Annotated in this window: 25 protein-coding genes and 1 tRNA gene; 9 read left to right on the top strand and 17 right to left on the bottom strand. The window is 53.0% G+C overall.

Annotation, left to right across the window (positions count from 1 at the left end):
• Positions 1–23 precede the first annotated feature (23 nt).
• The 5 genes from trm5b to A3L08_RS07695 form a co-directional block, all read right to left on the bottom strand.
• Positions 24–1016, bottom strand: coding sequence for a tRNA (guanine(37)-N1)-methyltransferase Trm5b (gene trm5b / locus A3L08_RS07710; protein WP_088854460.1), 993 nt, complete (start codon positions 1014–1016; stop codon positions 24–26).
• Positions 1017–1065: 49 nt separating this feature from the next.
• Positions 1066–1545, bottom strand: a complete 480-nt coding sequence (locus A3L08_RS10165) for a lamin tail domain-containing protein (protein ID WP_250638360.1) — start codon at positions 1543–1545, stop codon at positions 1066–1068.
• Positions 1546–1562: 17 nt separating this feature from the next.
• Entirely contained in the window at positions 1563–2063 is a 501-nt protein-coding gene (locus tag A3L08_RS10160) for a thermonuclease family protein (RefSeq protein WP_250638359.1), read from the bottom strand.
• Between the two features lie 338 nt (positions 2064–2401).
• Positions 2402–3175, bottom strand: a complete 774-nt coding sequence (locus A3L08_RS07700; RefSeq protein WP_088854459.1) for a hypothetical protein — start codon at positions 3173–3175, stop codon at positions 2402–2404.
• Positions 3172–4008: a hypothetical protein gene (locus A3L08_RS07695; RefSeq protein ID WP_088854458.1), complete on the bottom strand. Its 837-nt coding sequence runs from the start codon at positions 4006–4008 to the stop codon at positions 3172–3174. Before A3L08_RS07695 ends, A3L08_RS07700 begins: the two co-directional genes overlap by 4 nt.
• 290 nt (positions 4009–4298) lie before the next feature.
• On the opposite strand from A3L08_RS07695, the gene A3L08_RS09920 reads away from it, so the two are divergent.
• Positions 4299–4457 carry a hypothetical protein gene (locus A3L08_RS09920; protein WP_157721602.1) on the top strand — a complete coding sequence of 53 codons (159 nt, stop codon included), beginning with the start codon at positions 4299–4301 and terminating at the stop codon, positions 4455–4457.
• Here A3L08_RS09920 and A3L08_RS07690 read toward each other — a convergent pair.
• The 4 genes from A3L08_RS07690 to A3L08_RS07675 form a co-directional block, all read right to left on the bottom strand.
• Positions 4450–5115 carry a GNAT family N-acetyltransferase gene (locus A3L08_RS07690; RefSeq protein WP_232461703.1) on the bottom strand — a complete coding sequence of 222 codons (666 nt, stop codon included), beginning with the start codon at positions 5113–5115 and terminating at the stop codon, positions 4450–4452. The genes A3L08_RS09920 and A3L08_RS07690 overlap by 8 nt on opposite strands.
• A gap of 99 nt (positions 5116–5214) precedes the next feature.
• Positions 5215–5631: a hypothetical protein gene (locus A3L08_RS07685; RefSeq protein WP_088854457.1), complete on the bottom strand. Its 417-nt coding sequence runs from the start codon at positions 5629–5631 to the stop codon at positions 5215–5217.
• 145 nt (positions 5632–5776) lie between these two features.
• On the bottom strand, positions 5777–6238 hold the full coding sequence (locus A3L08_RS07680) for a hypothetical protein (RefSeq protein WP_157721601.1): 462 nt from the start codon (positions 6236–6238) through the stop codon (positions 5777–5779).
• Positions 6239–6653: 415 nt separating this feature from the next.
• A tRNA-Glu gene (locus A3L08_RS07675) sits at positions 6654–6731 on the bottom strand.
• Between the two features lie 92 nt (positions 6732–6823).
• Between A3L08_RS07675 and trm10 the strand changes: the two genes are divergently transcribed.
• The gene (gene trm10, locus A3L08_RS07670; protein ID WP_088854455.1) at positions 6824–7933 is read left to right on the top strand and encodes a tRNA (guanine(9)-/adenine(9)-N1)-methyltransferase; all 1110 of its coding nucleotides are present in this window, start codon (positions 6824–6826) and stop codon (positions 7931–7933) included.
• Between the two features lie 94 nt (positions 7934–8027).
• Here trm10 and A3L08_RS07665 read toward each other — a convergent pair whose 3' ends face one another.
• A complete protein-coding gene (locus A3L08_RS07665; protein WP_088854454.1) occupies positions 8028–8585 on the bottom strand; it encodes a hypothetical protein in 558 nt (185 codons plus the stop codon).
• An 85-nt stretch (positions 8586–8670) separates the two neighbouring features.
• Positions 8671–11343, bottom strand: a complete 2673-nt coding sequence (locus A3L08_RS07660; protein WP_088854453.1) for a valine--tRNA ligase — start codon at positions 11341–11343, stop codon at positions 8671–8673.
• Positions 11344–11874: 531 nt separating this feature from the next.
• Here A3L08_RS07660 and A3L08_RS07655 point away from each other — a divergent pair.
• Together A3L08_RS07655 and A3L08_RS07650 are read left to right on the top strand one after the other, a co-directional pair.
• A complete protein-coding gene (locus tag A3L08_RS07655; protein WP_088854452.1) occupies positions 11875–12390 on the top strand; it encodes a MogA/MoaB family molybdenum cofactor biosynthesis protein in 516 nt (171 codons plus the stop codon).
• A 2-nt stretch (positions 12391–12392) separates the two neighbouring features.
• On the top strand, positions 12393–13583 hold the full coding sequence (locus A3L08_RS07650; protein WP_088854451.1) for a molybdopterin molybdotransferase MoeA: 1191 nt from the start codon (positions 12393–12395) through the stop codon (positions 13581–13583).
• Positions 13584–13602: 19 nt separating this feature from the next.
• On the opposite strand, the gene A3L08_RS07645 is transcribed toward A3L08_RS07650, so the two are convergent.
• Entirely contained in the window at positions 13603–13848 is a 246-nt protein-coding gene (locus A3L08_RS07645) for a hypothetical protein (protein WP_232461702.1), read from the bottom strand.
• Positions 13849–14287: 439 nt separating this feature from the next.
• Here A3L08_RS07645 and A3L08_RS07640 point away from each other — a divergent pair, with 439 nt between their 5' ends.
• Complete coding sequence (locus A3L08_RS07640) at positions 14288–15538, top strand: HD domain-containing protein (RefSeq protein WP_088854450.1); 1251 nt, start codon at positions 14288–14290, stop codon at positions 15536–15538.
• A gap of 29 nt (positions 15539–15567) precedes the next feature.
• Here A3L08_RS07640 and A3L08_RS07635 read toward each other — a convergent pair whose 3' ends face one another.
• Positions 15568–16524 carry a transcriptional regulator gene (locus A3L08_RS07635; protein WP_088854919.1) on the bottom strand — a complete coding sequence of 319 codons (957 nt, stop codon included), beginning with the start codon at positions 16522–16524 and terminating at the stop codon, positions 15568–15570.
• A 44-nt stretch (positions 16525–16568) separates the two neighbouring features.
• Between A3L08_RS07635 and A3L08_RS07630 the strand changes: the two genes are divergently transcribed.
• Positions 16569–17099, top strand: a complete 531-nt coding sequence (locus tag A3L08_RS07630) for a GNAT family N-acetyltransferase (protein ID WP_088854449.1) — start codon at positions 16569–16571, stop codon at positions 17097–17099.
• 20 nt (positions 17100–17119) lie between these two features.
• Here A3L08_RS07630 and A3L08_RS07625 read toward each other — a convergent pair whose 3' ends face one another.
• On the bottom strand, positions 17120–17455 hold the full coding sequence (locus A3L08_RS07625) for a cupin domain-containing protein (protein ID WP_232461701.1): 336 nt from the start codon (positions 17453–17455) through the stop codon (positions 17120–17122).
• A gap of 96 nt (positions 17456–17551) precedes the next feature.
• Positions 17552–17809 carry a hypothetical protein gene (locus A3L08_RS10005; protein ID WP_198362104.1) on the bottom strand — a complete coding sequence of 86 codons (258 nt, stop codon included), beginning with the start codon at positions 17807–17809 and terminating at the stop codon, positions 17552–17554.
• Positions 17810–17843: 34 nt separating this feature from the next.
• Here A3L08_RS10005 and A3L08_RS07620 point away from each other — a divergent pair, with 34 nt between their 5' ends.
• Together A3L08_RS07620 and tiaS are read left to right on the top strand one after the other, a co-directional pair.
• Complete coding sequence (locus A3L08_RS07620) at positions 17844–18932, top strand: alpha/beta hydrolase-fold protein (protein ID WP_198362103.1); 1089 nt, start codon at positions 17844–17846, stop codon at positions 18930–18932.
• A 30-nt stretch (positions 18933–18962) separates the two neighbouring features.
• On the top strand, positions 18963–20237 hold the full coding sequence (gene tiaS / locus A3L08_RS07615; protein WP_088854447.1) for a tRNA(Ile2) 2-agmatinylcytidine synthetase TiaS: 1275 nt from the start codon (positions 18963–18965) through the stop codon (positions 20235–20237).
• 97 nt (positions 20238–20334) lie between these two features.
• Here the strand turns inward: tiaS and A3L08_RS07610 are convergent, their stop codons facing one another.
• Complete coding sequence (locus A3L08_RS07610) at positions 20335–21345, bottom strand: deoxyhypusine synthase (RefSeq protein WP_088854446.1); 1011 nt, start codon at positions 21343–21345, stop codon at positions 20335–20337.
• Positions 21346–21419: 74 nt separating this feature from the next.
• Between A3L08_RS07610 and A3L08_RS07605 the strand changes: the two genes are divergently transcribed.
• Complete coding sequence (locus tag A3L08_RS07605; RefSeq protein WP_088854445.1) at positions 21420–22226, top strand: SDR family oxidoreductase; 807 nt, start codon at positions 21420–21422, stop codon at positions 22224–22226.
• Positions 22227–22269: 43 nt separating this feature from the next.
• On the opposite strand, the gene A3L08_RS07600 is transcribed toward A3L08_RS07605, so the two are convergent.
• Complete coding sequence (locus tag A3L08_RS07600) at positions 22270–23142, bottom strand: zinc metalloprotease HtpX (protein WP_088854444.1); 873 nt, start codon at positions 23140–23142, stop codon at positions 22270–22272.
• Positions 23143–23190: the final 48 nt, after the last annotated feature.

Below are 23190 nucleotides of genomic sequence, written 5' to 3'. Positions count from 1 at the left end.
AAGATTGTTTTATGCAGAAAACATCACTCCACCTTAAAGTCTATAGCGATGTTGAACTGCCTCGGCGCGTAGGGGCGCACTTTCCTCCGGTCAAGGAACTCAACCGAAAGGCCCAGCTCTTTCGCCACCGCTTTTATCTTCACCTCATGCTCGGAAAACAGGTCTTCCTCTGGACCAAAGCCGTAGTAGTGGACTATCCCGCCGGGCTTGACGCTCATCATCGCCTCCCTCAAAAAGCGGTCGGCGAACTTGGGGAGGTTCATTACCACGCGGTCGGCCTTGATTTTTCCGGCCACCTTTCTCACGTCGCCCAAAATCGGGACGACGTTATTGACTTTGTTCAGGCGTACGTTCTCCTCAAGGTAGCGGATCGCCCAGGGGTTTATGTCGCAGGCAAATACGAGCTTTGCCCTCTTCGCAAGGAGTATTGAGTACGGGCCAACTCCGGCGAACATATCGAAGACGACCTCTCCCGGTTGCGTCTTCTCAAAAACCCTCCTCCTCTCGGTGGCGAGCCTCGGGGTGTAGTAGACCCTCGCGACGTCGAGCTTCAGCCTTATCCCGTTCTCGCGGTGGACGGTTTCAGTCCTGCTCTCGCCGGCAAGGTGGATGAGCTCCCTCACGCGGTACTCGCCCTCAACTTTGCTCCCCTTGGCGAAGACCGCCTTTATGTGGCGATGGACTTTTAGAATGGCCTCGCCGATGACCCTTCCATAGGGCATCAGCTTCTCGGGGAGTTCGATTATAGCAATGTCCCCGATGATATCGAAGGAACTCGGAAGGAGCGGTCTAAGCTCTTCGGGAACTTCAACAACCTCGCGGTAGCTGTGATACCTCTTCTCCAGCCTCTCAAACTCGGACTCAACGAGCTCGAAACCCTCAACCTGTCCAGTAACTGGAAAGAGGACAAAGTCTCCCTCCCGTTTTATGGCGTATCCTTTAGCCAGGACGCCCAGTTCGAGGAGCTTCTTCCTGATCTTTTCTGCCTCTCGCTTTGGGACTTTTACGGCGAGCATCGGTGTGGAATGGGAGGGGGGATTAAAAAGGTTTACAGTGGTGGAATGCTCACCAGCTGAACTTGTCCACCAATTTGCCATCGGAATTGTAGAGGTATGCGGTGTCATGGTCGTTGTTCCATATTGCTCTTCCGGAGCCCCAGTAAAGGTCGTGGGCCGTATCGGTTCCTTTTCCCGTGTGGAGGACGATCTCTTTCCCCGGCTGGAGGGTTATCGAGGGAAAATAATAACGGTGGTCTGCCTCATCCTCAATGAACCATCCTTTAAGGTTCACGGGAGTTGAGCCTTTGTTCTTTAGCACTACGTACTCATCATTCAGAACTTCCGTGTCCCTAACGTTAGGTCCGCCGGCATCGTAATGAACCTTCACAATGACGACATCCCCCGTCGATGCCACGTGAGTGGCTACACCATTCACATCCGCATATTTTCCGAACTCACAGCCCCATAAGCCGAGTTTCTTGGATTCTGCGCTCTTCTGGTAAGAGACGTACCTCTGCTCCTTTTTGAACTCTCCCTCGGTATACACCCTAGCGTACCCCTTTTTCACCCAGTGAAATCGGTGCCGTTCTTGAGGTAAATGTACGCCAGAAGACGACCGTAATAACCCCTTCTACCCGCGATGGGATCGAATTCAATATAGACGACCTTGTCTTGGATGTAATCCCTTACAAAGAACTTGGCCGCAACGCCCCAGCTGGCGAGACATTTTAAATCAGTTATGTGGTCGTACTCATTGGCCTTGTTCCTGGAAGCAGAAGTCTCCGGTGTATCCACACCGAGGAAACGGACCCTGTCCACAGTCCCGTTTGGGAAAGCAACGTCAATTGTGTCCCCGTCTATGACCTTAACCACGTAGACTTTAATCGCGTCTGCTGGGACGTTATGGGTGGACGTTGAGAATGTGGAAACCTTTGACACGCTTGTCTCAGTGGAATAATTCTCCGTAGGTGTTGTTGAAGGAGAACCGCCGATGCAGGCTGAGGCAACGACTGAGAAGAGGACCATTGCGAGCACTAAGACGACATATCTGGGGCGCGGGGTCATAGATAACACTTCCAAAGATAACGTCAGAGTTTATGGTAGTTAAGGGTTTTGGGAGGGGAAAAGGACTACTTGTAGCACTCAACCTTTAAGGAACTACGTAGGTCATACTGTCTCTAACCATGACTCAAGATGAGATAATCTGCATATCTTCTTAGAAAGCTGCCATACCACAATACCAATCTGAAAGTAGGTTAACATTTTGCCGCCCAGTAATGGGGGGATCTACCTGAAGTCATGGAGAGCATTAAGAACGGTCATCGAGCTTCAAGGTCATCATCGCCGAGAACGGGGGCATGTTTTCGGGGGTGATAAAGGAGAAAGAGTGAAGAAGCTCTGCATCAGCAGCGATTTGCCATGATTTCTCTCTCAAAGGCATACTCGCCCATCTCTTTAATTTCATGGAAAATGTCCTCAGCTATTTGTCTCATTTCTTTAGATTTCTTCTCTAATTCGGCGGCAAGCCTATGTTTCTCTTCCCTAGGAGTGCCAGGTTTTTTGAATTTGGCGATCATGCCATTATATTCCTCTAACTCGTCCAAAGAGAAGCCCTTCTTTTCAAGTAATCTCTCAATAAATTTTGAGATTCTCCATACCCACCCTTCTTCAGATGGAGATAAGCTGGTACCGATTCTCGTCCGATATCTCTTATAGAAATAAGGATACGGTTTCTCAACAAGGACATAATTCGGAGAAGATGCATTCAATGCCTTAATCAAATACTGAATGTAGCTTACAAGCGAATCTTTAAGTTCCTCTATCCTCATGCGGTCTTTTTTCATTTCCATAAGAGTTTCGCCCATAATTGCTACTTGCTTCTGCATCTCTTCCATGGATCGCTGTGTAAGTTGGGCTTGTCGGATCATTTGTTTTACCTGTTCTTGGGCTTGCTGAGCCATTACAATGGTAGCCCACGCTTGGTAGGCCACGAAACCAGCCATGAAAATTGTAGCAACAACAAGGGCGCTCTCTACCAAAAGAGTATCTCTAAAGAGATATCCTGCACCTGTCCACAGAATGAAAATCGCAAATAAAACTATAATCTGCCATTTAAAAGAGTTCATGCATTTTGCCCCCTCGCGCGTGTTTTGAATCTTCCATTTTAACTCCCTCACGGCACGCCGCCGATGAACTGTCCGTCAAGCGTTATCTTCCATGCAAGGTTCAGAAATACTATTGGCTCAATCTCAAGCACCTTATCCTCATTTTGCCCAACCCTAAACTTCACGGGGCCTTTGATCTTCTGATCGAGCTTGAACCCATTCACCGTGAGCTCCACGTAATTCTTGAGGAGGCCGCTCTTAAACTCCATGACTATCTCGTCGCCATCTACCTCTAGGATAACACGCTTGCTGAGGGTATATAGCACTCCAAAGAAACCAACGAACATCAAAATTCCCCCCAAGGCTTGGTACGCGTCCTTGTCAGTAGTGTCCTGAACTTTCCTGTATACTGCCTCATGGAGAGTGATATACTTGGAAGTCACCACGCTAAAAGAATTGTCCAAATAAATCGTGTATTCTCCGACGCCATACCTGCTCAAATTCACGGTCACGTGAACCGGGTTTGTCAACCGTCCATAATTGACTCTACCAGATGGCGTGTCAATGTAAACATCCAGATCTCCATTCCCACCACTAACGGTCGCGTTAATCTCTAAGAAGGCATCATGAGGACTCTCAAGTTTCCACGTGTGATGATTGTAGTACCCTGGCTTGAGCTCCCAAGACTTGTCCCATCTGTCAGCAACCACGTATTTTACCGTTGGATCGAGCGAAGCACCATAACCTATGAGAACCATGCCAAGGACCAGCATAATGAGGAAAACATACCCAGATGCCCTGAGAAAGGTCTTTTTCTTGAACCTGACCCCTTTAGGAATGTACAATTCCTCAGGCGAATTTTTAGCCTCAGCCACCTTCTTCAGACTAGGAATATTCTCACCCATTCTCCGGGCCCTCCTCCGCTCGTTTTTGAATCAGCAACTAGGACATATTACCACGAAGTATTTTAACATTTCGCCTGTTGCAGGCTGAGAAAAGCCAGAATTCGAAATATTACTCAAAAAGCCGAAAGATCCTGAACACATTACCCCGAGAAATTCACCACTGCGTCCACTCCAGAATCCACCTACAACAGACTAGTATCTTCGTAATCATTACGCATTAGTATGCACTGTGAATACTGGCTATGCAAGATGCATAACATTTATATAATTCCGTACGGAAGAAAGGAACGGTGAGAAAAATGGCCAAATTTGATGGTTACGAACTCATACTGGAGACTCCAGAAGAGCTCCAGAACTTCGTGAGAGCATTTGAAAAAGCCAAAGAGCGGGACCCTAAAGAGATAGATGACACTGTCAGGAGAGCTCTCACCATTGCAGGCCTCATCTGAATTCTTTACTCTTAAATCGCTCAATTAATGCTCTTCTAACTGCAATGGCCTCGGCGGCAAAAGGATAGAACAACTCATAAGTACTACCCTTAGAAACAGCCTGAAATCCACTCGCGAGAGGATTCTTTTTGGGATTCAAATAGAACCGCTTTGCTACTTGCTTTTTAGCATGGAGAGACAAACCAACTCCCCCAATCCGAGCAGCATAAAGAACTGCATAAGGCTTAATGACTTTAGCCAACAACTCCCCACCAATTCCCCTACCTCTATACTCATTCTGAAGGCAGAATTGACCAAGAAGAATCGTAGGTACCGACGAATACTTGATATCCATGCCCAACAGCCTTTCAAGCCGACCCCGTAGCTCCATGACAAGCTCTTTTTTGGGTTCGGGCATATTTTCACGGATTTTCAGACTAACAATAAACGGCGAAAGGGTAAAATATGAAACAAGACGGTTCTCGCTCAGAACAACAAAAACCGTTGAAAGACACCTTCTATGAGAATCCCATGCCTCCTCCCGTGCAAAATTCGTCTGCTCTTCTCCACCCTCCCCACAGTTAACTGATTCAATTAGACCGACATAATCCCCTCTCAAGAACTCAACACGGACCTTATTTCCAAGAGTTGCTAATTCAACCTCGTACGGCCTTAGCATTACAACACCAAACATTACAATGAAGACAGCCCTTAAGTAAATTACGGACGGAAAAATTACTCTCCGAGTTAAACGGCTACAACAAACAAAGAAAAAGACTCAGCGTATTATTATCTTTCTCCGCGCGTCTTTAATGATAATCTCTCTCGAACGGCCTTTTCGTTTAATGTCTCCCTCCAGTACCACAACCTCGGCCCCAAGCTGACGGAGCTTTTTGATATAATTGTCAATGTCCACGTTGGCCCCAACGTCAAGAATCACAGCAATAACCTCGTCGAAGTACTCCACATAATCCAAAACCTGACCGGCCAAACGCTGGAGCTTACTCCTACTCTCCGCAATCTTGATCTCAATTCCAACTCTGCCGTCAACGGCGATGTCAATCTTCTGATCTCCAGCAGGATACTGTCGCGTGACCCTACTTCCGAGGCGTGCTTTAAGGTATTGATAGAGCTGTTTTTCAAGATCCTCTTCATCCCTTACTGTTTCAGGCTCAAAGTCAAAGAGAATGTCCACAATATCCGGTTCCGGCTGGTAATCCCCTTCCCCAAGGATGTATTCCTCAAGGGCTTCCCCACCAAGAGATTCAGCGCTCTCCTCTTCAAGCTCAATGGTAGCAACCTCGTTAGACTCCTCCCCGAAAAGGTGAGCCTTATATTCGTTAAGTTTGCTCCTTGAATGCCCCTAATGCCTCGTTAGCTTCCTCAAGCCATTTCTGGAAGTGCTGAATTATGTGGCGGGACTTGACCTTATACCTCTTGGCGACTTCGGCAACTTCCTCAAGAGTTAAATGGCTCGCAACAACATCAATAAGTTCATCCTTGTTCCGTATCTTGTAGCGGCGCTCCTCGCCATTAACAATTTGTGTTCGGTAAGTAGGAATGCCCTTGGCGGCACAGACAGCCTCAAGCTGCCTCATCTTGAGCTGAGAGAGGATTTCCCTCTTGGCCTCAAACTCCTTTCTTGCAGCTTCTTCTCGGAACTTTCGTTCAGCCTCGGCGATTTCCCTCTTAATATCCAGAGCCTTTGCTCGGTACTTGGCCTCTTTAGCTGCACGATCCATCGCTTTCTTGGTGGCATCCCCAACCTTTTTGAGAAAATTCCCGATTCCCATCAGCACCACCGACCTTTAAGGTCTACTTACGTGAACATATAATAACTTTACGCCAAACTTCACTTGTGTTGAAGTAATAGACGGAATGTATCCCAATCGGATACAGAAAAAAGAAGTATTGTGTGGGTTTACTGGAAGTTTGCGGCTTTTGGAGAGTGTTCATTAAACCGGCTTAACTAGGAGATTTTCTTTCTCGTGGATGGTTGACAGTATCAGCGTGCAGTTTCAAATTCCCGTTAGGTAGGGGTTTAAATTCAATAGAAGCTCCTAAAACTAGTTTGCGCTTCATTCCGGCGTCCGAAGGACGCCTTGAGGAAGGCAAACACTGAGAAATGACCATTGACGAGTAAACCACCTGAAAATTTGCATTTTCAGAAAAGCACGCAATCTTTCCGCCAGCGCTTTGCGAAGCAAAGGGCTGTTTTGGTGCCCCGGCCGGGATTTGAACCCGGGGCGCGGGCTCGAAAGGCCCGCATGTTTGACCGGGCTACACCACCGGGGCTCGATATTAGGGAAGGATGAGGATTTAAAAATCTTTCGTCTGGTGTTTCAGCAACCTTTTTAACCCTCTATCTAAGCCTCCACCCGATGGCTATGAAGACGCTCGCCGACGTATTCAGGGAAGTACTCATGGAGAAGGGCATTGAGAGCATCGGAACCCTCTCGAAGAGGTTTAGGAAGTCAAAGAACAAGCTCCAGGACATAGCGATTGAGATAGTCCACGGAAAGGGAGCAATCTTCAGGGTTCCGGAAAAGACGGCCGTTGCTTGGGACCTCAGTGGAAAGCGCGTTGAGGGCTCTTACTACGCCTACGCCCCGCTCTGCATGATGGAGAAATTCGAGCCCATCTTAACCCCCGACGAGCTCCGCTTAAGGCTCCCGGACTGGCCGTACTTCATAGTTGACCTCCAGCTCTGGGATAAGCACACCCAGAAGGAGAAGGGCAAAGTTTGCCTCCAGATTAACCAGTGCTACGGCCTGCTGAGGGACTACTTCACGGGAAGCGAGGTTGCCGTCACCTGGGCCAACGAGGAATTCAGAAAGATGTTCCACGGCCCGCTCGACAGGATAACCGTTTACGATGACCCAACCGCCGAGTTTCTGAAGGAGAATAAAATAGACGAGGTCGTTCTCCTCGACCCCTGGGCAGACGAGGTTTTGAGCGAGAAGGACTTCGACGTTAAGGCCTTCATAATCGGAGGAATAGTGGACACCGGCGGAGAGAAAAAGCTGACCCCCAAGATAGGAGAGGAACTGGAGAAAGCTGGAATAAAGGTCCGTCGGCGGAAGATTGTTCTCAAAGGCGACATCATAGGCGTCCCCGACAGGATAAACAGGATTCTCGGAATAATCCTCAAGATGATGGTGGAAGGGAAGAGCATGGATGAAGCTGTTTACGAGATGCAAGAACCCCTGCACGCGCGCTGGCGTCTCAGGAAGGAGCTTCCAAAAAGGGCAATCCGCTACAAGGTGGATGGGAAGACCTACCGCGTCGTGGAGAAGGAGCTCTTTGATTACTATTCCAGCTGGCTCAAAATCCGCTGGGAAGACTTCGTGAAAGTCTTGAGGGAGCTTGACCTCATAGCCCTCGAGCGAAAGAGGATACACCACCTCAACAAGATATCCAACGCGCGGATAATCAACGGGAAGGCCTACCGCGTCCTGCTCCTCAAGAAGGCCGCGATGCTGTGCTACAACTGCTGATTTTTTGTCGTTCTTAGATTCTTTATTTCCCGGCAAGTTACGGCAGAAGAAGTCTAAAATGGAAACGAAAATCCCTACCAAAGACTGCAAAACATCATTTCCGGTATCCCCGTCTCCATCCTTCAAACAAGATTAGCAGGAGGGCCAAAACTTTGAGGGCAATTCTCTGGGTTCCAGAAAGCTCTGGAAGTTCGATGCCAAAGTGGACTAAAAGAGCTACAATTGCAACCACTGCCGCAAGGATCATCAGCACTTTTTTCCACCACGGCGGTGAAATTTTGATCCTACCCTCGAAAAGATCCTTGGCAAAGTTCTCGAAACCCTTTTCGCTGGTAATTATGATTTCTTCAACTCTGCCTTTCAGTCTCTTTGCTATCATATCCTTTACTGTAGTGAGCTTGACGTCACCGGGACCCTTGCCATTACCGCTTTCTTGAATTTGTCCGTTCGGAACTGCGTAGAATCCTCCGGGCAGATTCACGACAACTGCACTTCCCTTTTCCATGCAGAGCTTCTTCAGAACTTTGGCTATATCCTTGGGGCCGTATAATTGGATGGGCCAAATATCCATTGATTTAAGTTCCTCCGAGAGCAACACCCACTCTTCAGGCTTTTTTAGTTCCCCCACGTAGTATATGAGGCACCTGCCCATCCCACCACCGGTTGGCTAAAAAATCCGACACCTTAAAAAAGTTACTTAATTTGGTTTTTAGTGAAAAACGAATAAAAAATAGTATTCAGAAGAAGAGAACAACCGCATCTCCAACGACCGCGGTCTCTACCTCCTCGCCCTCGCTGAACACCGCCTTCCTGAGCACTATGTCGTCCTTGGTAAGCTCTACCTTCTGCCCATCAACCTCGAACTCGACCTTTCCGCTCTCCTTGAGGGCCTTCGCCACTTCTTCCGCGTTATCCTTGAGGTAGGCGGTAATCTTGGGCACGAGCTTGCCATAGCGCGGCCCGACCGTCCTGAAGTTCGGCTTGATTTCGATGATTCTCTCCTCAAGCTCGGGCTCGCCTTTGATGATTTCAAGCCTCTCGATGTTCATCGTTCCGGCTATGTCCTTCTCGATGGTCTTGAGCATCTCGTAGGAGTCGGTGGCATATATGGCAACGTGCTTGAGCTTGGCGTTCAAAGCGAGGCCGTGACCGTTCTTATAGCGCCTCATGGCGCCGACTATTTCGCGGGCGAGCTCGCCGAGCTTCTCAGCCTTTTCGTCTATCTTTCCTTCATCGTATTTCGGCCACTCGAGGAGGTGCACGCTCTTGGCTCCGACGTGCTTCTTGAACATCTCCTGGTAGAGCTCCTCGGTGATGTGCGGGACGAATGGAGCGAGCAGGAGCATGATGTTGTAGAGCAGCTCGTAGAGGGCCGCTTTAGCTTTGAGCTTGCTTTCCTCGTCGTCGCCGTAGAGGCGGTACTTGATCATCTCGATGTAGTCGTCGGCAACCTCGTGCCAGACGAAGGTTATCAGCTCGCGCGTGAGCAGGTTGAAGCGGTAGCGCTCCATCTCCTCGGTGGCGAACTTTATAAGCCTGTGGAGCCTGCTGAGTATCCAGCGGTCGAGGGGCTCAAGCTCACTCGGAGCATTAGCCGGGTCGAAGTCCTCAAGGTGCCTCTCGGCGAAGCGGTAGATGTTCCAGACCTTCTGGAGGAAGCGGTAGTTATAATCGACAGTCTCCCACTTGAACGGGTGGTCCTCTCCGGGCGGAGCTAAGGCAGTCCAGAGCCTAAGAGCGTCGGCGCCGTACTTCGGAATGACCTCGTCCGGAGCAACCACGTTGCCGTAGCTCTTGCTCATCTTTCTGCCGTCAGGCCCGGCCACCATACCGTTGATGAGGATGTCGTGCCAAGGCTTCTCTCCGGTCAGAACCCACGTCCTGAATATCGTGTAGAATGCCCACGTCCTTATAATGTCCGTTCCCTGCGGCCTGAGTGCCGTCGGAAAGTTGTGCTCGAACCAGCGCTTGGCTTCTTCATTGCCCTTTATGGCCTCGTGCCACCTGCTTATTATTAGCGGGGTTATGCTCGAATCGACCCAGCAGTCGAGGACGTCTGTTACAGGCTCAAGATCGGCGCCGCAGAGGGGGCACTTCTCCACGGGAGGCTTGTCAAAGCGCGGGTCAACGGGTAAATCCTCCTCCTTAGCAGGAACTACGTGCCCGTTCTTGCAGACCCAGAATGGAATCGGCGTTCCAAAAACCCTCTGCCTGCTTATAACCCAGTCCCAGTCCATTGACTCGGCCCAGTCCTTAAGGCGGAGGAACATGTCCTCGGGATACCAGTTTATCTGCTCGGCAACCTTGACTATCTCGTCGGTGAAGTCCTTGACCTTTATGAACCACTGCTTCTTTGGCAACAGCTCGATCGGTGCCATACAGGAGCTCCTCTCGGTGTGCCTCAGAACGCGGTGGTGGACCTTCTTCCTGTCGTAGAGGAGGCCCATATTCTCAAGGTCTTCGGTGATCTTCTTTCTCGCCTCTTCAGTCTTGAGACCCTTATAAGGCCCGGCCCTCTCATTCATCGTGCCGTCCTCGTTGATGGCAATGATTACGGGTAGGTTGTAGCGCTTCTGCCAGACAACGTCCTGCTCGTCACCGTAGGTACAGTTGTAGACCGCTCCGGTTCCGAAGGTGGGATCAACGTCCTCATCAGCCAAAACAGGCACTTCCCTTTCGAATATCGGGAGCTTAACCTTCTTTCCTACGACGTCCTTGTAGCGCTCGTCATCCGGGTGGACGAAGACGGCAACACAGGCAGGCATGAGCTCGGGCCTGGTGGTTGCTATCGGCACGTGACCGGAACCGTCAGCGAGCGGAAGCTTGATGTAGTAGAGGTAGCCGTCCTCCTCAACGTAGCCAACCTCTGCTTTGGCCAGGCTGGTCCTACACCTGGGGCACCAGTAGACCGGGTGCTCGTCGCGGTAGAGCATGCCCTTCTTGTAGAACTCGAGTAGTGACTTCTGGACGGCAGCCTTGTACCAGTCATCCATTGTGTGGTACTCAAGGTCCCAGTCGGCTGAGTAGCCTATCCTGATGAACTGGTTGCGCATTGCTTCAATAGCCTGCCAAGTCCACTCGATACACTTCTGGAGGAACCTCTCGGGCTGGTCCTTGCTTATTCCAAACTCCTTCTCGACCTTAAGCTCTGTCGGAAGTCCGTGGTTGTCGAAGCCCTGCGGGAAGAGCACGTTATAGCCGGTCATTCTCTTGTAGCGCGCGATTATGTCAATCCACGTGTGGCTGAGCACGTGGCCGAGGTGGAGCGTTCCGCTCGTGAACGGCGGAGGGGTGTCTATAGCGTAAGCGGGCCTCTTTTCGTCCAGCTCGTATTTGTAGATTTTCTCATCCAGCCAGAACTTCTGCCACTTGGGCTCAATCTCGTTGGGGTCGTAGTTCTTGGGAAGCATAGCCATCACCTTTTCGGTTTTTTGAAGATGGAATACCCTCAGAAGGGTGACTTAAAAATCTTAGCCGCGGTGGTGCCAGAGCTGAGACTAACCCAGAAGGGCGGAACGCTTGGGATTCAGGGGTTGAAATCGTTCCTACGGTGGACGATAGGCACCACCAAGGCATAAAAGTAGGCATGGGTTTAAAAATTTTGGGGTTACTTTTTTCTTCTGAAAGCCTCGCCCTTTAGGGCGGGGAGGAGGTCAGCCAACCTTATTATGGGGTTTTCTCAAGGCGATCTCGTGGTTCTGGTGGTGCTGGACATCATAGTCGTGGGAGCTGCCACGCTGGTGGTAATAGTCCCCTGATAGCAATCATAGGTATAATCGGTTGGATCACGGAAAACGCCGAAAGGAATCCAAGGACCTCAAAGACCCCCATGCAGTACGAGGAATGGGAGCACCGGGGCTGGTGAACCCCTCTATTCTGTTAAACGCTTCCGTTTGCTGAAAGGTTATTAAGCCCACCGCGGAGTTTAACTCGGTGGTAGTATGGGCGCTGAGGAGCACAAGAGAAAGGCCCTAAGGAGGTTCAAGTTCGCGGTCGTAACGGTCAGCGATACGGCCAGCAGGGGTGAGAAAGAGGACAAGAGCGGAAAGTTCCTCGTGGAAGAGCTGGAGAAAAACGGCCACGAGAAGGTTTACTACGCCGTCGTTCCTGACGAGAAGATGGAAATCGTCGGGGCGGTGATCAGCGCCTTCAGGGCGGGCGCCGACGTTGTCGTCACCTCTGGTGGAACTGGGATAGCCCAGAGGGACGTCACGATAGAGAGCATCAGACCTCTTTTTGACAAGGAACTAACAGGCTTTGGGGAGATATTCAGGCTCCTGAGCTACGAGGAGATTGGAACGGCTGCCGTGATGAGCAGGGCCACAGCTGGAATCATCAAAAGCTCGGGCAGGGCGATGGTAGTCTTCTGCCTTCCCGGAAGCCTCGGAGCCGCGAAGACTGGCATAAAGATAATTCTCAACGAGGCCGGGCACGTACTGAAGCACGCGGGGGAGTGAGGATGAGGGAGTTCAAGAAGCTGACTCCTTACAAGGAAGCCCTCCGGCTCATGCTGGAGAGCTTGGCGGAGATTGGAGAGGTGGAGGAGGTTCCTCTCGACGGGGCCCTCGGAAGGGTTCTCGCAGAAGATATCGTCTCACCCATAGACAGCCCGCCCTTCGACAGGGCCGCCGTCGACGGCTATGCCCTCCGCGCCGAGGACACCTTCCAGGCGAGGGAGTACAACCCGGTCGAGATCAAGGTCATCGACGAGATAGTGGCCGGGGAGAAGAGTGGGGCTAAAGTCGAACCCGGCACCGCAGTGAAACTGACCACCGGGGCCAAGATACCCGAGGGGGCCAACGCGGTCCTCATGCAGGAGATGGCCGAGCGCGAAAGGGACATCATAAGGGTTCTCAGACCTGTCGCCCCTGGCCAGAACGTCGCCTTCGCAGGGGAGGATGTGAAGAAGGGAGAGGTCGTTCTCAGAAAAGGACAAATCCTGAGACCCCAGGACCTGGCGCTGCTTAAGAGCATCGGGCTCAAAACCGTCAGGGTGAAGAGGAAGCCCCTCGTCGGCATAATCGTCACCGGCGACGAACTCATCGAGGAATTCGACGAGGGAGCCCTCAAAGCCGGCAAGATCCTCGATAGCAACTCGGTGATGCTTAAGGGCCTCGTGAGACAGTACTTCGGCGAACCGAGGTTTTATGGGGTAATCCCCGATGATGAGGAGAGGATTGGAGAGGCGATAAGAAAGGCCAGGGAGGAGTGCGACCTCGTTCTCATCACTGGCGGCTCCGCCTTCGGCGACAAGGACTTCGCTCACCGCTTCGTCAGCCTTCTCTTCCACGGGACGACAATAAAGCCGGGAAGGCCGATAGGCTACGGCGAGAAAACCTTTGTCATGAGCGGCTATCCAGCTGCAGTGTTCACCCAGTTCCACCTCTACGTCAAGCACGCCCTCGCGAAGCTCGTTGGAGCGAGGGACTACGAGGTAAAAGTCAGGGCGAGGCTCACGGAGAGGGTTCCGAGTCAGCTCGGCAGGTACGAGTTCATCAAGGTTCGCTATGAAAACGGGGAGGCGAGGCCGATACGCAAGAAGGGAAGCGGGATAATAAGCTCCCTCGTGGAAAGCAACGGTTACATAGGAATCCCAGAGGACAGCGAGGGGTATCTGGAAGGAGAGTTGGTGGAGGTAGTGCTTTACTAAAGGAATACCGACAGAAACGCTACTCCTCTATTTCCTCTATCAGCTCTTTTTTGTCCGGTTTCTTCACTATTGACTTGATCTCGCCGGGGAGTATGTCCGGGTCGATGAGGCCCTCGACGATTTCAATCGCTTCTTCTCTTTCCTTCGCACGCTCTTCAATAACCTCACTCAAAAACCTGGGATTGCCCCAGGGGAGAACCGACTTGATCTTTTTCTCGTCCTCCTCACTTGGCGCGAGATTCTCTTTCTCGGTCGCCATTTTCATTCCGGGATGTGTCAATATTTCCCCTAATAAGCCTTACTTCTCGACGGGTAGGATATGGCCCGCCCGTAACCCCCGCTCTCATAGGAGCCTGACGGCAGAACTCGAGCGGGTTAACCCGAGCGGGCCGTCTGTGCCCGGCCTGGGTTTCCCGCGGTCATCGCGCTCCGTAACGCGGAAGGCCCTCCCGCGGGGACCTCGCTGTAAGGCCGGGCTGTTGCCCCCGCATCGCCCCCCGGTTCATTCTCCCCGGGGTCCTCGCGCAGGGGCATTGGGGGGTTAAAGAAGAGGGGTATATAAAACTGCTCACCCCTAGTTTGACGGGCTGTGCGTACTTCGTCAACTCCCGGTTTTAGAGGTTTCTGATCTTCTCCCCCCACTTTGTTGTCACAATGCCGAAAACTTATTTAAGGCAATTCTCAAATATCCAGCGGTGGTGCCGATGGATGGAAAGATTATTCACGACGGGATTCACGGTAGCATGAAATTAACCGGACTCATCTTCGACCTCGTCAAAACCCCGGAGTTTCAGAGGCTCAGGAACATAAAACAGCTTGGGCTGGCTTACCTCGTTTATCCCGGTGCGAACCACAGCAGGTTTGAGCACTCACTCGGAGCGTGGAACATCGCTAAAAGGCTCTCCAGCGAAGTTGGCCTGAGCGATGACGAGAGCATGCTCCTCCAGGTTGGCGCGCTCCTCCACGACATCGGCCACGGCCCATTCAGCCACACCTTCGAGAGCATCTACCAGCACTACGTAAAAGAGCGCGACCACATGCGCCTCGGACAGGACATCATCCTCGGAAGGATAAACATAACCGAGAGTGAGAACGGGGGCAGGATTTCCGAGATAATCGAGAGCTACGGCTACGACTTCACTCCCAAGGACGTCGCGGATCTTATCCTCGGAAAGGCGGAGAAGCCGTACCTCGGTCAGATGCTCCACGGGGATGTGGATGTGGACCAGCTCGACTACCTGATCAGGGATGCCCACTACACCGGCGTCGCCCACGGCATAATCGACCTTGAAAGGCTTTTGAAGGTGCTGAGGATCCACGACGGGGAGCTTGTGGTGGATGAGAAGGGCGTTGAGGCCGTCGAGGGAATGATGGTGGCGCGCTCGCTTATGTACTCGCGCGTTTACTTCCACCACACAGTCAAGATTGCCGAGGGGATGCTGACCAGAGCGCTGGAGTTCGCCCTCGAGGAGGGTCACCTCTGGGACTTCTGGAGGATGGTGGACTGCCGTGTCTTAGTCGAGCTTGAGGACCTGGAAGGTCTCCCCGCGGAGATGGTCAGGCGTGTTAAATACCGCGAGCTTTACAAGGCCGCTGTTCTCGCGAGCGCCGACGGATTGAGCACCGAGGAGAAGAGGGAGCTTCTGGCAGCTTATAGGAACGTCAAAAGGCGGCAGGAGATAGAGCGCGCTTTGGCGGATGCAGTTGGCGCGAGGGAGGGGGAGGTCATCCTCGAGTTCAGCATAGCGGACCTGATGCTCAGCGAGCCGAGGCTCAAATCGACGGAAATAAACGTTCTCCTCGAGGACGGTGAGGTTCAGCCGCTTACTAAGGTAACTCCCCTTGCCAACGCCCTCAAAAGGCGCCAGACTCCGAGATGGGCCGTTTTAATAGCCTCTCCGAAGGAGTACGTTCCCAAGCTCAGGGAAGTCTGGAGAAGGGTCATATTCAGCTGATATGAGAAGGGAGGAAGCCGCCAGGCAGATCAACCGAAAAGCTGCCTTTTTATCTCCTTTTTCAGCTCTTCTATGAGGTCGATAAGCTCGTCAGCATCTTTAACCTCTTCAAGGCTATCCTTGGGGATCAGGGGGACATCTCCAACCACTTCCTTTCTCGTCCTTTCGAGGATGAAGACTCCATCGGAGTTGATTATCTTCCCCACCTCAGCCACCATCTCCGCCCTCTTTACAGTCGAGCGGGTCTTGCGCTCGTCTATGCCTGTCAGAATCCTGAATTCATCCTCCTTTGAGACCGCGTTGAACGGTGCCTTCTTCACCTTGACGACTCCGAGGCCGAGCTTCTTCAGGCGGTCGAAGATTTCCTTTTCGAGGGGCGTCTCAGGGTTGACGTTGAGGTTGGCCTCCACCCGCGCGCTTAGCACATCTATTGGCTCGGCGAGGGGTTCATCAAAAAGCTCCTCCATGCGGATGGCCACCTCGAGTGAAACCGCCTGTTCGCCGCGCTCGTAGTTTATGAGGCTCTTCCGCGAGACACCGAGTAGCTGGGCCAGTTCGTTTATTGAATAGCCCCTCTCCTCGCGGAGACGCTTCAGAAGTGCCCCGTTGACCTTTACGTAGAAGCCGCCGCGCTCGGCAAAGATGGCCGGCAGTTCGTTCTCTGCGAGAATGTCGTAGAGGGTCTCGGGTCTGACTGCGTAGATTCCAAAGCGCTCGTAGACAACGCCCTCCTCAAGCTCCGCGTTCTTCGTCTTAACCCCAACGATGAGGGGGGAAGCGTTGAAGAAGCTCGCCAAGCGCTTCAAATCCTCGGCCTGTTCCTCCGTAACGGTGTCGATGTTCGTAGCTACCTTGATGAAGAGAAGAACCATTAACCTGCTCGCCACCACGTCAAAGCACGAGCCCCGGAAATCCATGCGCGCGGTTTTGTATCCTGCCCCTCTGAGCACCGCCTCGACCGTTTTGATGAGCCTTTCCCTGTCCATCATTTTTAAATACGCAAACGGCTTAATAAGTTTAAGGTGTTTCCATGAGGCCAATCCTACTCAAAGGCAACCTCGTGTCCCTGGGCATACTGCTGAGGGAGGATCTGAGGCAGGTCTGGCTCTGGTACAACGACCGCGAGGTCAGGAGGTACCTCGCATTCCCGGAGGAGATATTCTTCTACGAGGACGAGCTTGAATGGTACGAGACCCTGCGGCGGGAAAAGAGGGGCGAGAAGGTATTCTCAATCCTCGAAAACTCCTCGCGCTCGCTCGTCGGGCTTGTGGGACTCCACAGGATAGACTACCACAACGGCCATGCAGAACTGGGCTATTTTCTGGCGAGGGAGCACTGGGGCCACAGATACGGAAGTGAAGCTGTAAAGCTCGCCCTGGAGTACGCCTTCACGTGGCTCAACCTGAGAAAGGTCTACGCCCGGGTGTACGAACCCAACCTTCCTTCGATCAGAATACTCGAAAAGAACGGCTTCCAGCTCGCAGGTAGATGGAAGAGGCATCAGTACGTGCCCGGCGAGGGCTTCGTCGACGTGCTCCTGTACGAGAGGTTCAGGGAGTGAGGGGCTATAAATCGAACCCCTCAATCGCCCCTGCTCTTCAGCTCCGCCGGTTCAAACATAAGAACATACGAGGGTTCGAGAGCCTTCGGGCAGTGCTCCACCCCCTTGGCCACAACGGCCATCTCTCCCTCTTCCAGGGTTATATCCGGCTGGCCTCTAAGCTGAATGACTATCCTGCCCCTGTAGACGTAGAAGAGTTCATCCTCGTTCGTGTGCTTGTGCCAGTGGTATTCGCCTTCAAAAAGGGCCATCCTGACGACGTAGTCGTTCACTCGAGCTATCTCAACCGGCGACCACGGTTCGGTAATCTCCCTAATCTTTTCATCCAGACTAACCTTTGGGATCACGGCTTCCACCGTTCTGGATTGTGCCCTAGGTATTTTAATTTTGGCCACGTTAAAAATATAAGTGCAGACTCCAGCTACCATAAAGGTGGAAAGAATGCAAAGCGTTCATTTAACCAGGCTCCTCGCCCTGATGCTTGCTGGAATGATCGTGTTCTCTGCCGGCTGTCTCGGAAATGGAGGCGCTTCGGTGACTACTTCACCATCGCAGTCCGAAAAGACGACCTCTGACCCTAACGGGACAGCCGGCGTCCCCCACAGCACCACACCCACGACGTCCGCGGCTTCCACAGAATCCACTCCGACAACCACTACCTCAAGTACCACGGCGGCGGAGACAACCTCTTCGGAGACCAGCACAACCACTCAGACGACGTCTACACCCACGGAGACCTCAAGAATGGTCGAAGTCACTTTCATCGTCTCCGTCCCGGACTACACACCGGAGAATGACCCGGTTTACATAGCGGGCGACTTCAACAGCTGGAACCCGGGCGATGAAAACTACAGGCTCAGGAAGCGTGATGACGGAAGGTGGGAGATAACCCTCGAGTTTCCCCAAGGAACGAGCATAGAGTTCAAGTTCACACGCGGCTCGTGGGAGACCGTCGAGAAGGGCAGGAATGGAGAGGAGATAGCCAACAGGCGCTTCACGTTCAAGGAGAGCGGAACCTACGAGTTCACGGTCTACCACTGGAGGGACTACGTGGAGGAAGTCGGCGTCGGCGAGCACACGATAACGGGCAACGTGACGACCTTCAAGATGCTCATCCCCCAGCTCAACAGGACAAGGAGGATATGGGTCTACCTGCCGCCAGACTACGGGACGGACGGGAAGCGCTACCCGGTCCTCTACATGCTCGACGGCCAGAACCTCTTCGACAGGGCGACTTCCTTCGCCGGCGAGTGGGGAGTGGACGAGGCCCTCGAAAGGCTCTACAACGAGAGCGGCTTTTCCCTCATAGTGGTCGGCATAGACAACGGCGGCGACAAGAGGATCGACGAGTACGCTCCCTGGGTGAACGAGGAGTACGGCAGGGGCGGCGAGGGGGATGCGATGGTCCGCTTCATCGTTGAGACGCTCAAGCCCTACATAGACCTCCAGTACCGCACGCTACCGAACGAGACGGGGATAATGGGCTCCTCGCTCGGCGGATTGATGGCAATCTATGCAGGCTTCTCCTACCCTGAGACCTTCAAATACGTTGGCGCGATGAGTTCGGCCTTCTGGTTCAACCCGGAGATATACGACTTCGTGAAGAACGCTCCCAAGGGACCGGAGAAAATCTATATCGACTGGGGGACCAGCGAAGGAAGCGACCCGAGCGAGATGATAGAGACGAACGAGCGGATGGTAGAGATACTGAAGGAAAAGGGCTACGTCGAGGGAGAAAACCTGATGGTTGTCGAGGACGAAGGGGCTACACACAACGAGTACTACTGGGGGAAGCGCTTCCCGAAGGCCGTGCTCTGGCTCTTCGGCGGTTGATTTTTAAACCCCCTCTCCTTTTCTCCAAACATGCTCATCCACATCGGGATCGACGACACTGATTCGCCAAACGGCATGTGTACCACCTACCTCGGTGCTCTCCTCTACCGCGAGCTTTCGAGGATAGCGGAGCCTCTCGATCTTCCGAGGCTGATAAGGCTAAACCCCAACGTCCCATACAAGACGCGCGGCAACGGGGCCGTAACTATGAGCTTTGATGCCGATGAGGGAGTTATTCCGGAAATAAAGGACACCGTCCTCTTCTACGTGAGCCAGCTGTCTGACTTTGAGCACGAGAACACCAACCCAGGAGTGGTTTTCTTTGAGGGTGAAATCCCCGACGAGCTGAGGGAGTTCTCGCTCAAAGCTTTGAGGGAGCACGTTACGATCCAGGAAGCGGAGAAGGTCGCGAGAGAGGTCGGGGCCGAGTACTTCAAGTTCAAGCTCGGCCGAGGAGTTATAGGCTCCTTAGCCGCCATCGGCTACCCCCTGGAGCGGTTCACCTACGAGCTTCTGGCCTACCGCGAGCCGGAGAACTGGGGAACGCCAAGAAGGGTAAACTCGGAGAGCGTTTTCCGAGTGGACAAGTGGGCCTACCCCTTCAGCTACGACAATGTTGATCCATACAAACGGAGCGTTTTGATAACGCCGCACGGCAAAGATCCAGTTCTGGTTGGAATCAGGGGAATTGATAAAACCAAAGTCATTCAGGTCTTCGAGCGCGTTGAGTTCGGGGAGCCGGTCGCGTTCTACCAGCTCTACAAGACCAACCAGAACACCGACGACCACCTTGCTCCGAAGAAAATCGGCGAGCTTAAGCTCTATGACAGCGCCGTCGTGAGGGGTAGGGTCGTGGGAGAATACTGGGAGCGTGGGAGGCACGTCTTCTTCGAGCTGGAAGACGATACTGGAAGAATTCGCGTCGCGGCCTTCGAGCCGACCAAGAAGTTCCGCAACTATGTGAGAAAGCTCCTGCCCGGTGATGAAATCATAGCGGCCGGTGGTGTCAAGGAGCACGAGGGCGTTCTCACGCTCAACCTTGAGAAGTTCTACCCAGTGAAGCTCGTTCCAAAGGTCGAGTACCAAAAGCCGAAGTGCCCGAAGTGCGGCGGGACGATGAAGAGCAAGGGCGACTACCTCAAGTGCAAGCACTGCGGCTACAAAATGCCGAAGAAGCTGATCCCGGTTGAGGTGCTCCGCGACTTGGAGAAGAAAATCTACGAGGTCCCTCCAGATGCGAGGAAGCACCTGTCGAGGCCGTTGGTGTTGCCGGGCGGGGAGGATAAACTGTTGGAGCTTTTGTGATTACTGGATGAACTGACACCAAAAACTCTCTTATAAATCCTGTCCTTGTATAAGGACGATATGCATTCATATCGTCTGGGAAAAAGGACGAAGGGGGCTAACCCCGCATCACCTTCCACACCAGCAGCGGGAACACCAATGTCGCATCTGCCCATATCTCGACGTAATCGGCTTTGGCCCTTATCTTGCCCCAGCTGACGCCTTCGCTCGGCGGTGCACCGCTCAGCGAGCCGTCCCATGGGATGGCTGTTGTAACGTAAATCGCGTAGTCCGTCCCTCCACGGAAGAGGTTGGCGTTGATTATCGCATGCTTCGGTAGCGAACCACCAAGGATTATTGATGCCGTCTCCTTTGCCGTAACCGCGAGGTTGTTGAGCTTCACTATGTCGTTGGCGATGTCTATGATAAGCTCCCTGTCCCCGCGCTCCTCCTTGAAGAAGTAGAGCATGTCTCCTATCGAGCCGTCTGTTATAGCCGGACAGAATATCGGGACGTTCCGCTTGTAGGCCCAGTATATAATCGAGCGCTCCTTCTCCTTTCCGAGCTTCTCGTCCATGTATCTGCCGAGCTCGTAGATGAACTCACTTGCCGTGAGCGGCTTTCCGCGCTCCTTTTCCATCTCCAGAACCCGCTCGAAGAAGGGTATCATGTACTTCTCGAATTCGATGTAGCGGTCGTTGGGAACAAAAATGTTGCCTATCCTGTTGATGCCCTTCTCGCGCATTAAGGCGTCGTTAACGTTCCAGTCGCCCAGGACGAAGGGCTTGAGGGCCTTTATGAAGTCTTCCTCGATTCCTCCGGCTGTGGTTACGATTACGTCAACTTTACCCTCCTTCACGAGCCACGCGATTAGCTCCCTCAACCCGGAGGAGACTATGTTCGAGGTGTAGCCGAGAAAGACGCGGATTTCCTTCCCTTCGGCGCGCTTCCGCTCCACTTTCCTCCAGATCTCTATCGCCTTCCCGAGGTGGGTAGCTTGAAAGCCTATTCTCTCGTAATAATCCAAAACCTCCTCAAGGCTGCTGACTTCATCCAGCCACGGCCCCTCTATTGGCGTTCCTTCGACCTCTTCGCTCTCCTTAAGAACGATGTCTTTCGGCTCGGTCATGGTCTCCGCTTGGAGTGTGGACGTATAAAGTTTTGGTTGGGAAGGTTTTTATCTTCCAGAGACAACCTGCGTTTATGAGTGTGAAAATCGACCTCGATGGGCTTGGAGTCATCGTCACGGCATCCTCCAGGGGAATAGGCTTCAACGTCGCGAGGGAGCTTTTGAGGAGAAACGCGAGGGTTGTGATAAGCTCCCACAGCCTCGAAAACCTGAAGAAGGCTGAAGAAGAGCTGTCCGAATTTGGGGAGGTCCACGCTGTTCAGGCAAACCTGTTCCGGCAGGAAGAGGTTGAAAACCTCGTCAAAGAGGCCTGGGAGCTTTTGGGTGGGGTTGATGCGCTCGTCTGGAACGCCCCGAACGTGCCCTGTGAACCCTGCCTTCTCCACGAGGCAGGCTACCTCGACTGGATCGAGGCTTCCGCACTCCACACCGTCGCCCCGGGCTACCTCACGACCCTGCTCGTCCAGACGTGGCTTGAGAAGAGGATGAAGGGAAGACTGGTCTACCTAAACTCCGTCTCAGTGAAGGAGCCGATGCCGCCCCTCGTTTTGGCGGACGTTACAAGGGCGGGCTTGGTTCAGCTTGCGAAGAGCGTTTCGAGAACCTACGGGAAGTATGGGATAAGGGCCTATTCGGTTCTGCTGGGGAGCTTTGATACCCCTGGCGCAAGGGAGAACCTGAGAGCATTGGCAGAGGAGAGGGGGGAACCCTTCGAGGAGACATGGGAGCGGGAAGTTTTGGAAAGGACGCCGCTCCACAGGACCGGAAGGTGGAGTGAACTTGGCTCTCTCGTGGCGTTCCTCCTGAGTGACGAGGCAGAATACATGCTCGGCTCGACGGTTGTTATCGACGGGGCAATGACGAGGGGCGTTTTCCTCTGAGGGTCCAGGAAAAAGCCAGCCAAAAGCAGGAAAAATAGGGGAATCAGAAGTAAATCCCCATCTCCTCCGCTATCTTCCTAAGGCGCTCTATTCTTGCCTCAGTGGGCGGGTGGGTTGAAAAGAGATTCGCTATGCTCATGCCCCTGAAGGGGTTCACTATGAACATGTGGGCCGTCGCGGGGTTGCCGTTTCTCATGGGCCTGTATCTGACCGCCTGCTCTATCTTCATCAGCGCGCTGGCAAGGGCGTGCGGCTTGCCGCTTATCCTTGCGCCTCCTTCGTCCGCTAAGAACTCCCTGGAACGGCTTACGGCCGCCTGTATGAGCATCGCCGCTATTGGTGCAAGAACTGCAACGAGGATGGCCGCTATAATATCGCCGCCCTCGTCCCTGTCCCTGCTGAAGCCGCCGAATATAGCTATCCATCTCGCCCAGTAGGCGAGCTGCATTATCGCGCCGGCCATTGCGGCGGCAAACGTTCCGATGAGCATGTCGCGGTTCTTAATGTGGGTAAGTTCGTGTCCTATGACGCCCTCAAGCTCGTCCCTGTTGAGAATCTTCAGCAGCCCGGTGGTTACGGCGACTACCGCGTGCTTCGGGTCCCTTCCAGTGGCGAAGGCGTTGGGGGTTTCCGTGGGGACTATGGCAACCTTCGGCATGGGGAGCCCCGCCCTCTCTGCGAGGTTTCTAACGATGGCGTAGAGCTCTGGCGCTTCATACTCGTCAACCAGCCTCGCGTTGTACCAGCTCAGCACGATTCTGTCGCTGTACCAGTAGGTCAGGAAGTTGAAGAACAGCGAGAACAGGAACATGATGAACGCCACATTGGGGCCGCCGAAGAGGTAGCCTATCCCCATGAGCAGCCCGGTGAGTATGGCCATCAGCAGACCCGTTCTGAGCCACATCAGCAGTCCCATTCTCTCACCTCCAATCTGGTTAAAATAACAATGGGGTACTAAAACCTT

The sequence above is a fragment of the Thermococcus pacificus genome, from assembly GCF_002214485.1.
GTDB lineage: Archaea > Methanobacteriota_B > Thermococci > Thermococcales > Thermococcaceae > Thermococcus > Thermococcus pacificus.
Note: the sequence above shows the minus strand (reverse complement) of the source record. Positions and strands in the feature narration are given on the sequence as shown.

Excerpts from the sequence above, each read along its gene's own strand:
- trm5b (WP_088854460.1), bottom strand. The coding sequence starts at position 1,016 with ATGCTCGCCGTAAAAGTCCCAAAGCGAGAGGCAGAAAAGATCAGGAAG.
- A3L08_RS10160 (WP_250638359.1), bottom strand. The coding sequence starts at position 2,063 with ATGACCCCGCGCCCCAGATATGTCGTCTTAGTGCTCGCAATGGTCCTC.
- A3L08_RS07695 (WP_088854458.1), bottom strand. The coding sequence starts at position 4,008 with ATGGGTGAGAATATTCCTAGTCTGAAGAAGGTGGCTGAGGCTAAAAAT.
- A3L08_RS07690 (WP_232461703.1), bottom strand. The coding sequence starts at position 5,115 with ATGCTAAGGCCGTACGAGGTTGAATTAGCAACTCTTGGAAATAAGGTC.
- trm10 (WP_088854455.1), top strand. The coding sequence starts at position 6,824 with ATGAAGACGCTCGCCGACGTATTCAGGGAAGTACTCATGGAGAAGGGC.
- A3L08_RS07665 (WP_088854454.1), bottom strand. The coding sequence starts at position 8,585 with ATGGGCAGGTGCCTCATATACTACGTGGGGGAACTAAAAAAGCCTGAA.
- A3L08_RS07660 (WP_088854453.1), bottom strand. The coding sequence starts at position 11,343 with ATGCTTCCCAAGAACTACGACCCCAACGAGATTGAGCCCAAGTGGCAG.
- A3L08_RS07655 (WP_088854452.1), top strand. The coding sequence starts at position 11,875 with ATGGGCGCTGAGGAGCACAAGAGAAAGGCCCTAAGGAGGTTCAAGTTC.
- A3L08_RS07650 (WP_088854451.1), top strand. The coding sequence starts at position 12,393 with ATGAGGGAGTTCAAGAAGCTGACTCCTTACAAGGAAGCCCTCCGGCTC.
- A3L08_RS07645 (WP_232461702.1), bottom strand. The coding sequence starts at position 13,848 with ATGAAAATGGCGACCGAGAAAGAGAATCTCGCGCCAAGTGAGGAGGAC.
- A3L08_RS07640 (WP_088854450.1), top strand. The coding sequence starts at position 14,288 with ATGGATGGAAAGATTATTCACGACGGGATTCACGGTAGCATGAAATTA.
- A3L08_RS07635 (WP_088854919.1), bottom strand. The coding sequence starts at position 16,524 with ATGGACAGGGAAAGGCTCATCAAAACGGTCGAGGCGGTGCTCAGAGGG.
- A3L08_RS07630 (WP_088854449.1), top strand. The coding sequence starts at position 16,569 with ATGAGGCCAATCCTACTCAAAGGCAACCTCGTGTCCCTGGGCATACTG.
- A3L08_RS07620 (WP_198362103.1), top strand. The coding sequence starts at position 17,844 with ATGGTCGAAGTCACTTTCATCGTCTCCGTCCCGGACTACACACCGGAG.
- tiaS (WP_088854447.1), top strand. The coding sequence starts at position 18,963 with ATGCTCATCCACATCGGGATCGACGACACTGATTCGCCAAACGGCATG.
- A3L08_RS07610 (WP_088854446.1), bottom strand. The coding sequence starts at position 21,345 with ATGACCGAGCCGAAAGACATCGTTCTTAAGGAGAGCGAAGAGGTCGAA.
- A3L08_RS07605 (WP_088854445.1), top strand. The coding sequence starts at position 21,420 with ATGAGTGTGAAAATCGACCTCGATGGGCTTGGAGTCATCGTCACGGCA.
- A3L08_RS07600 (WP_088854444.1), bottom strand. The coding sequence starts at position 23,142 with ATGGGACTGCTGATGTGGCTCAGAACGGGTCTGCTGATGGCCATACTC.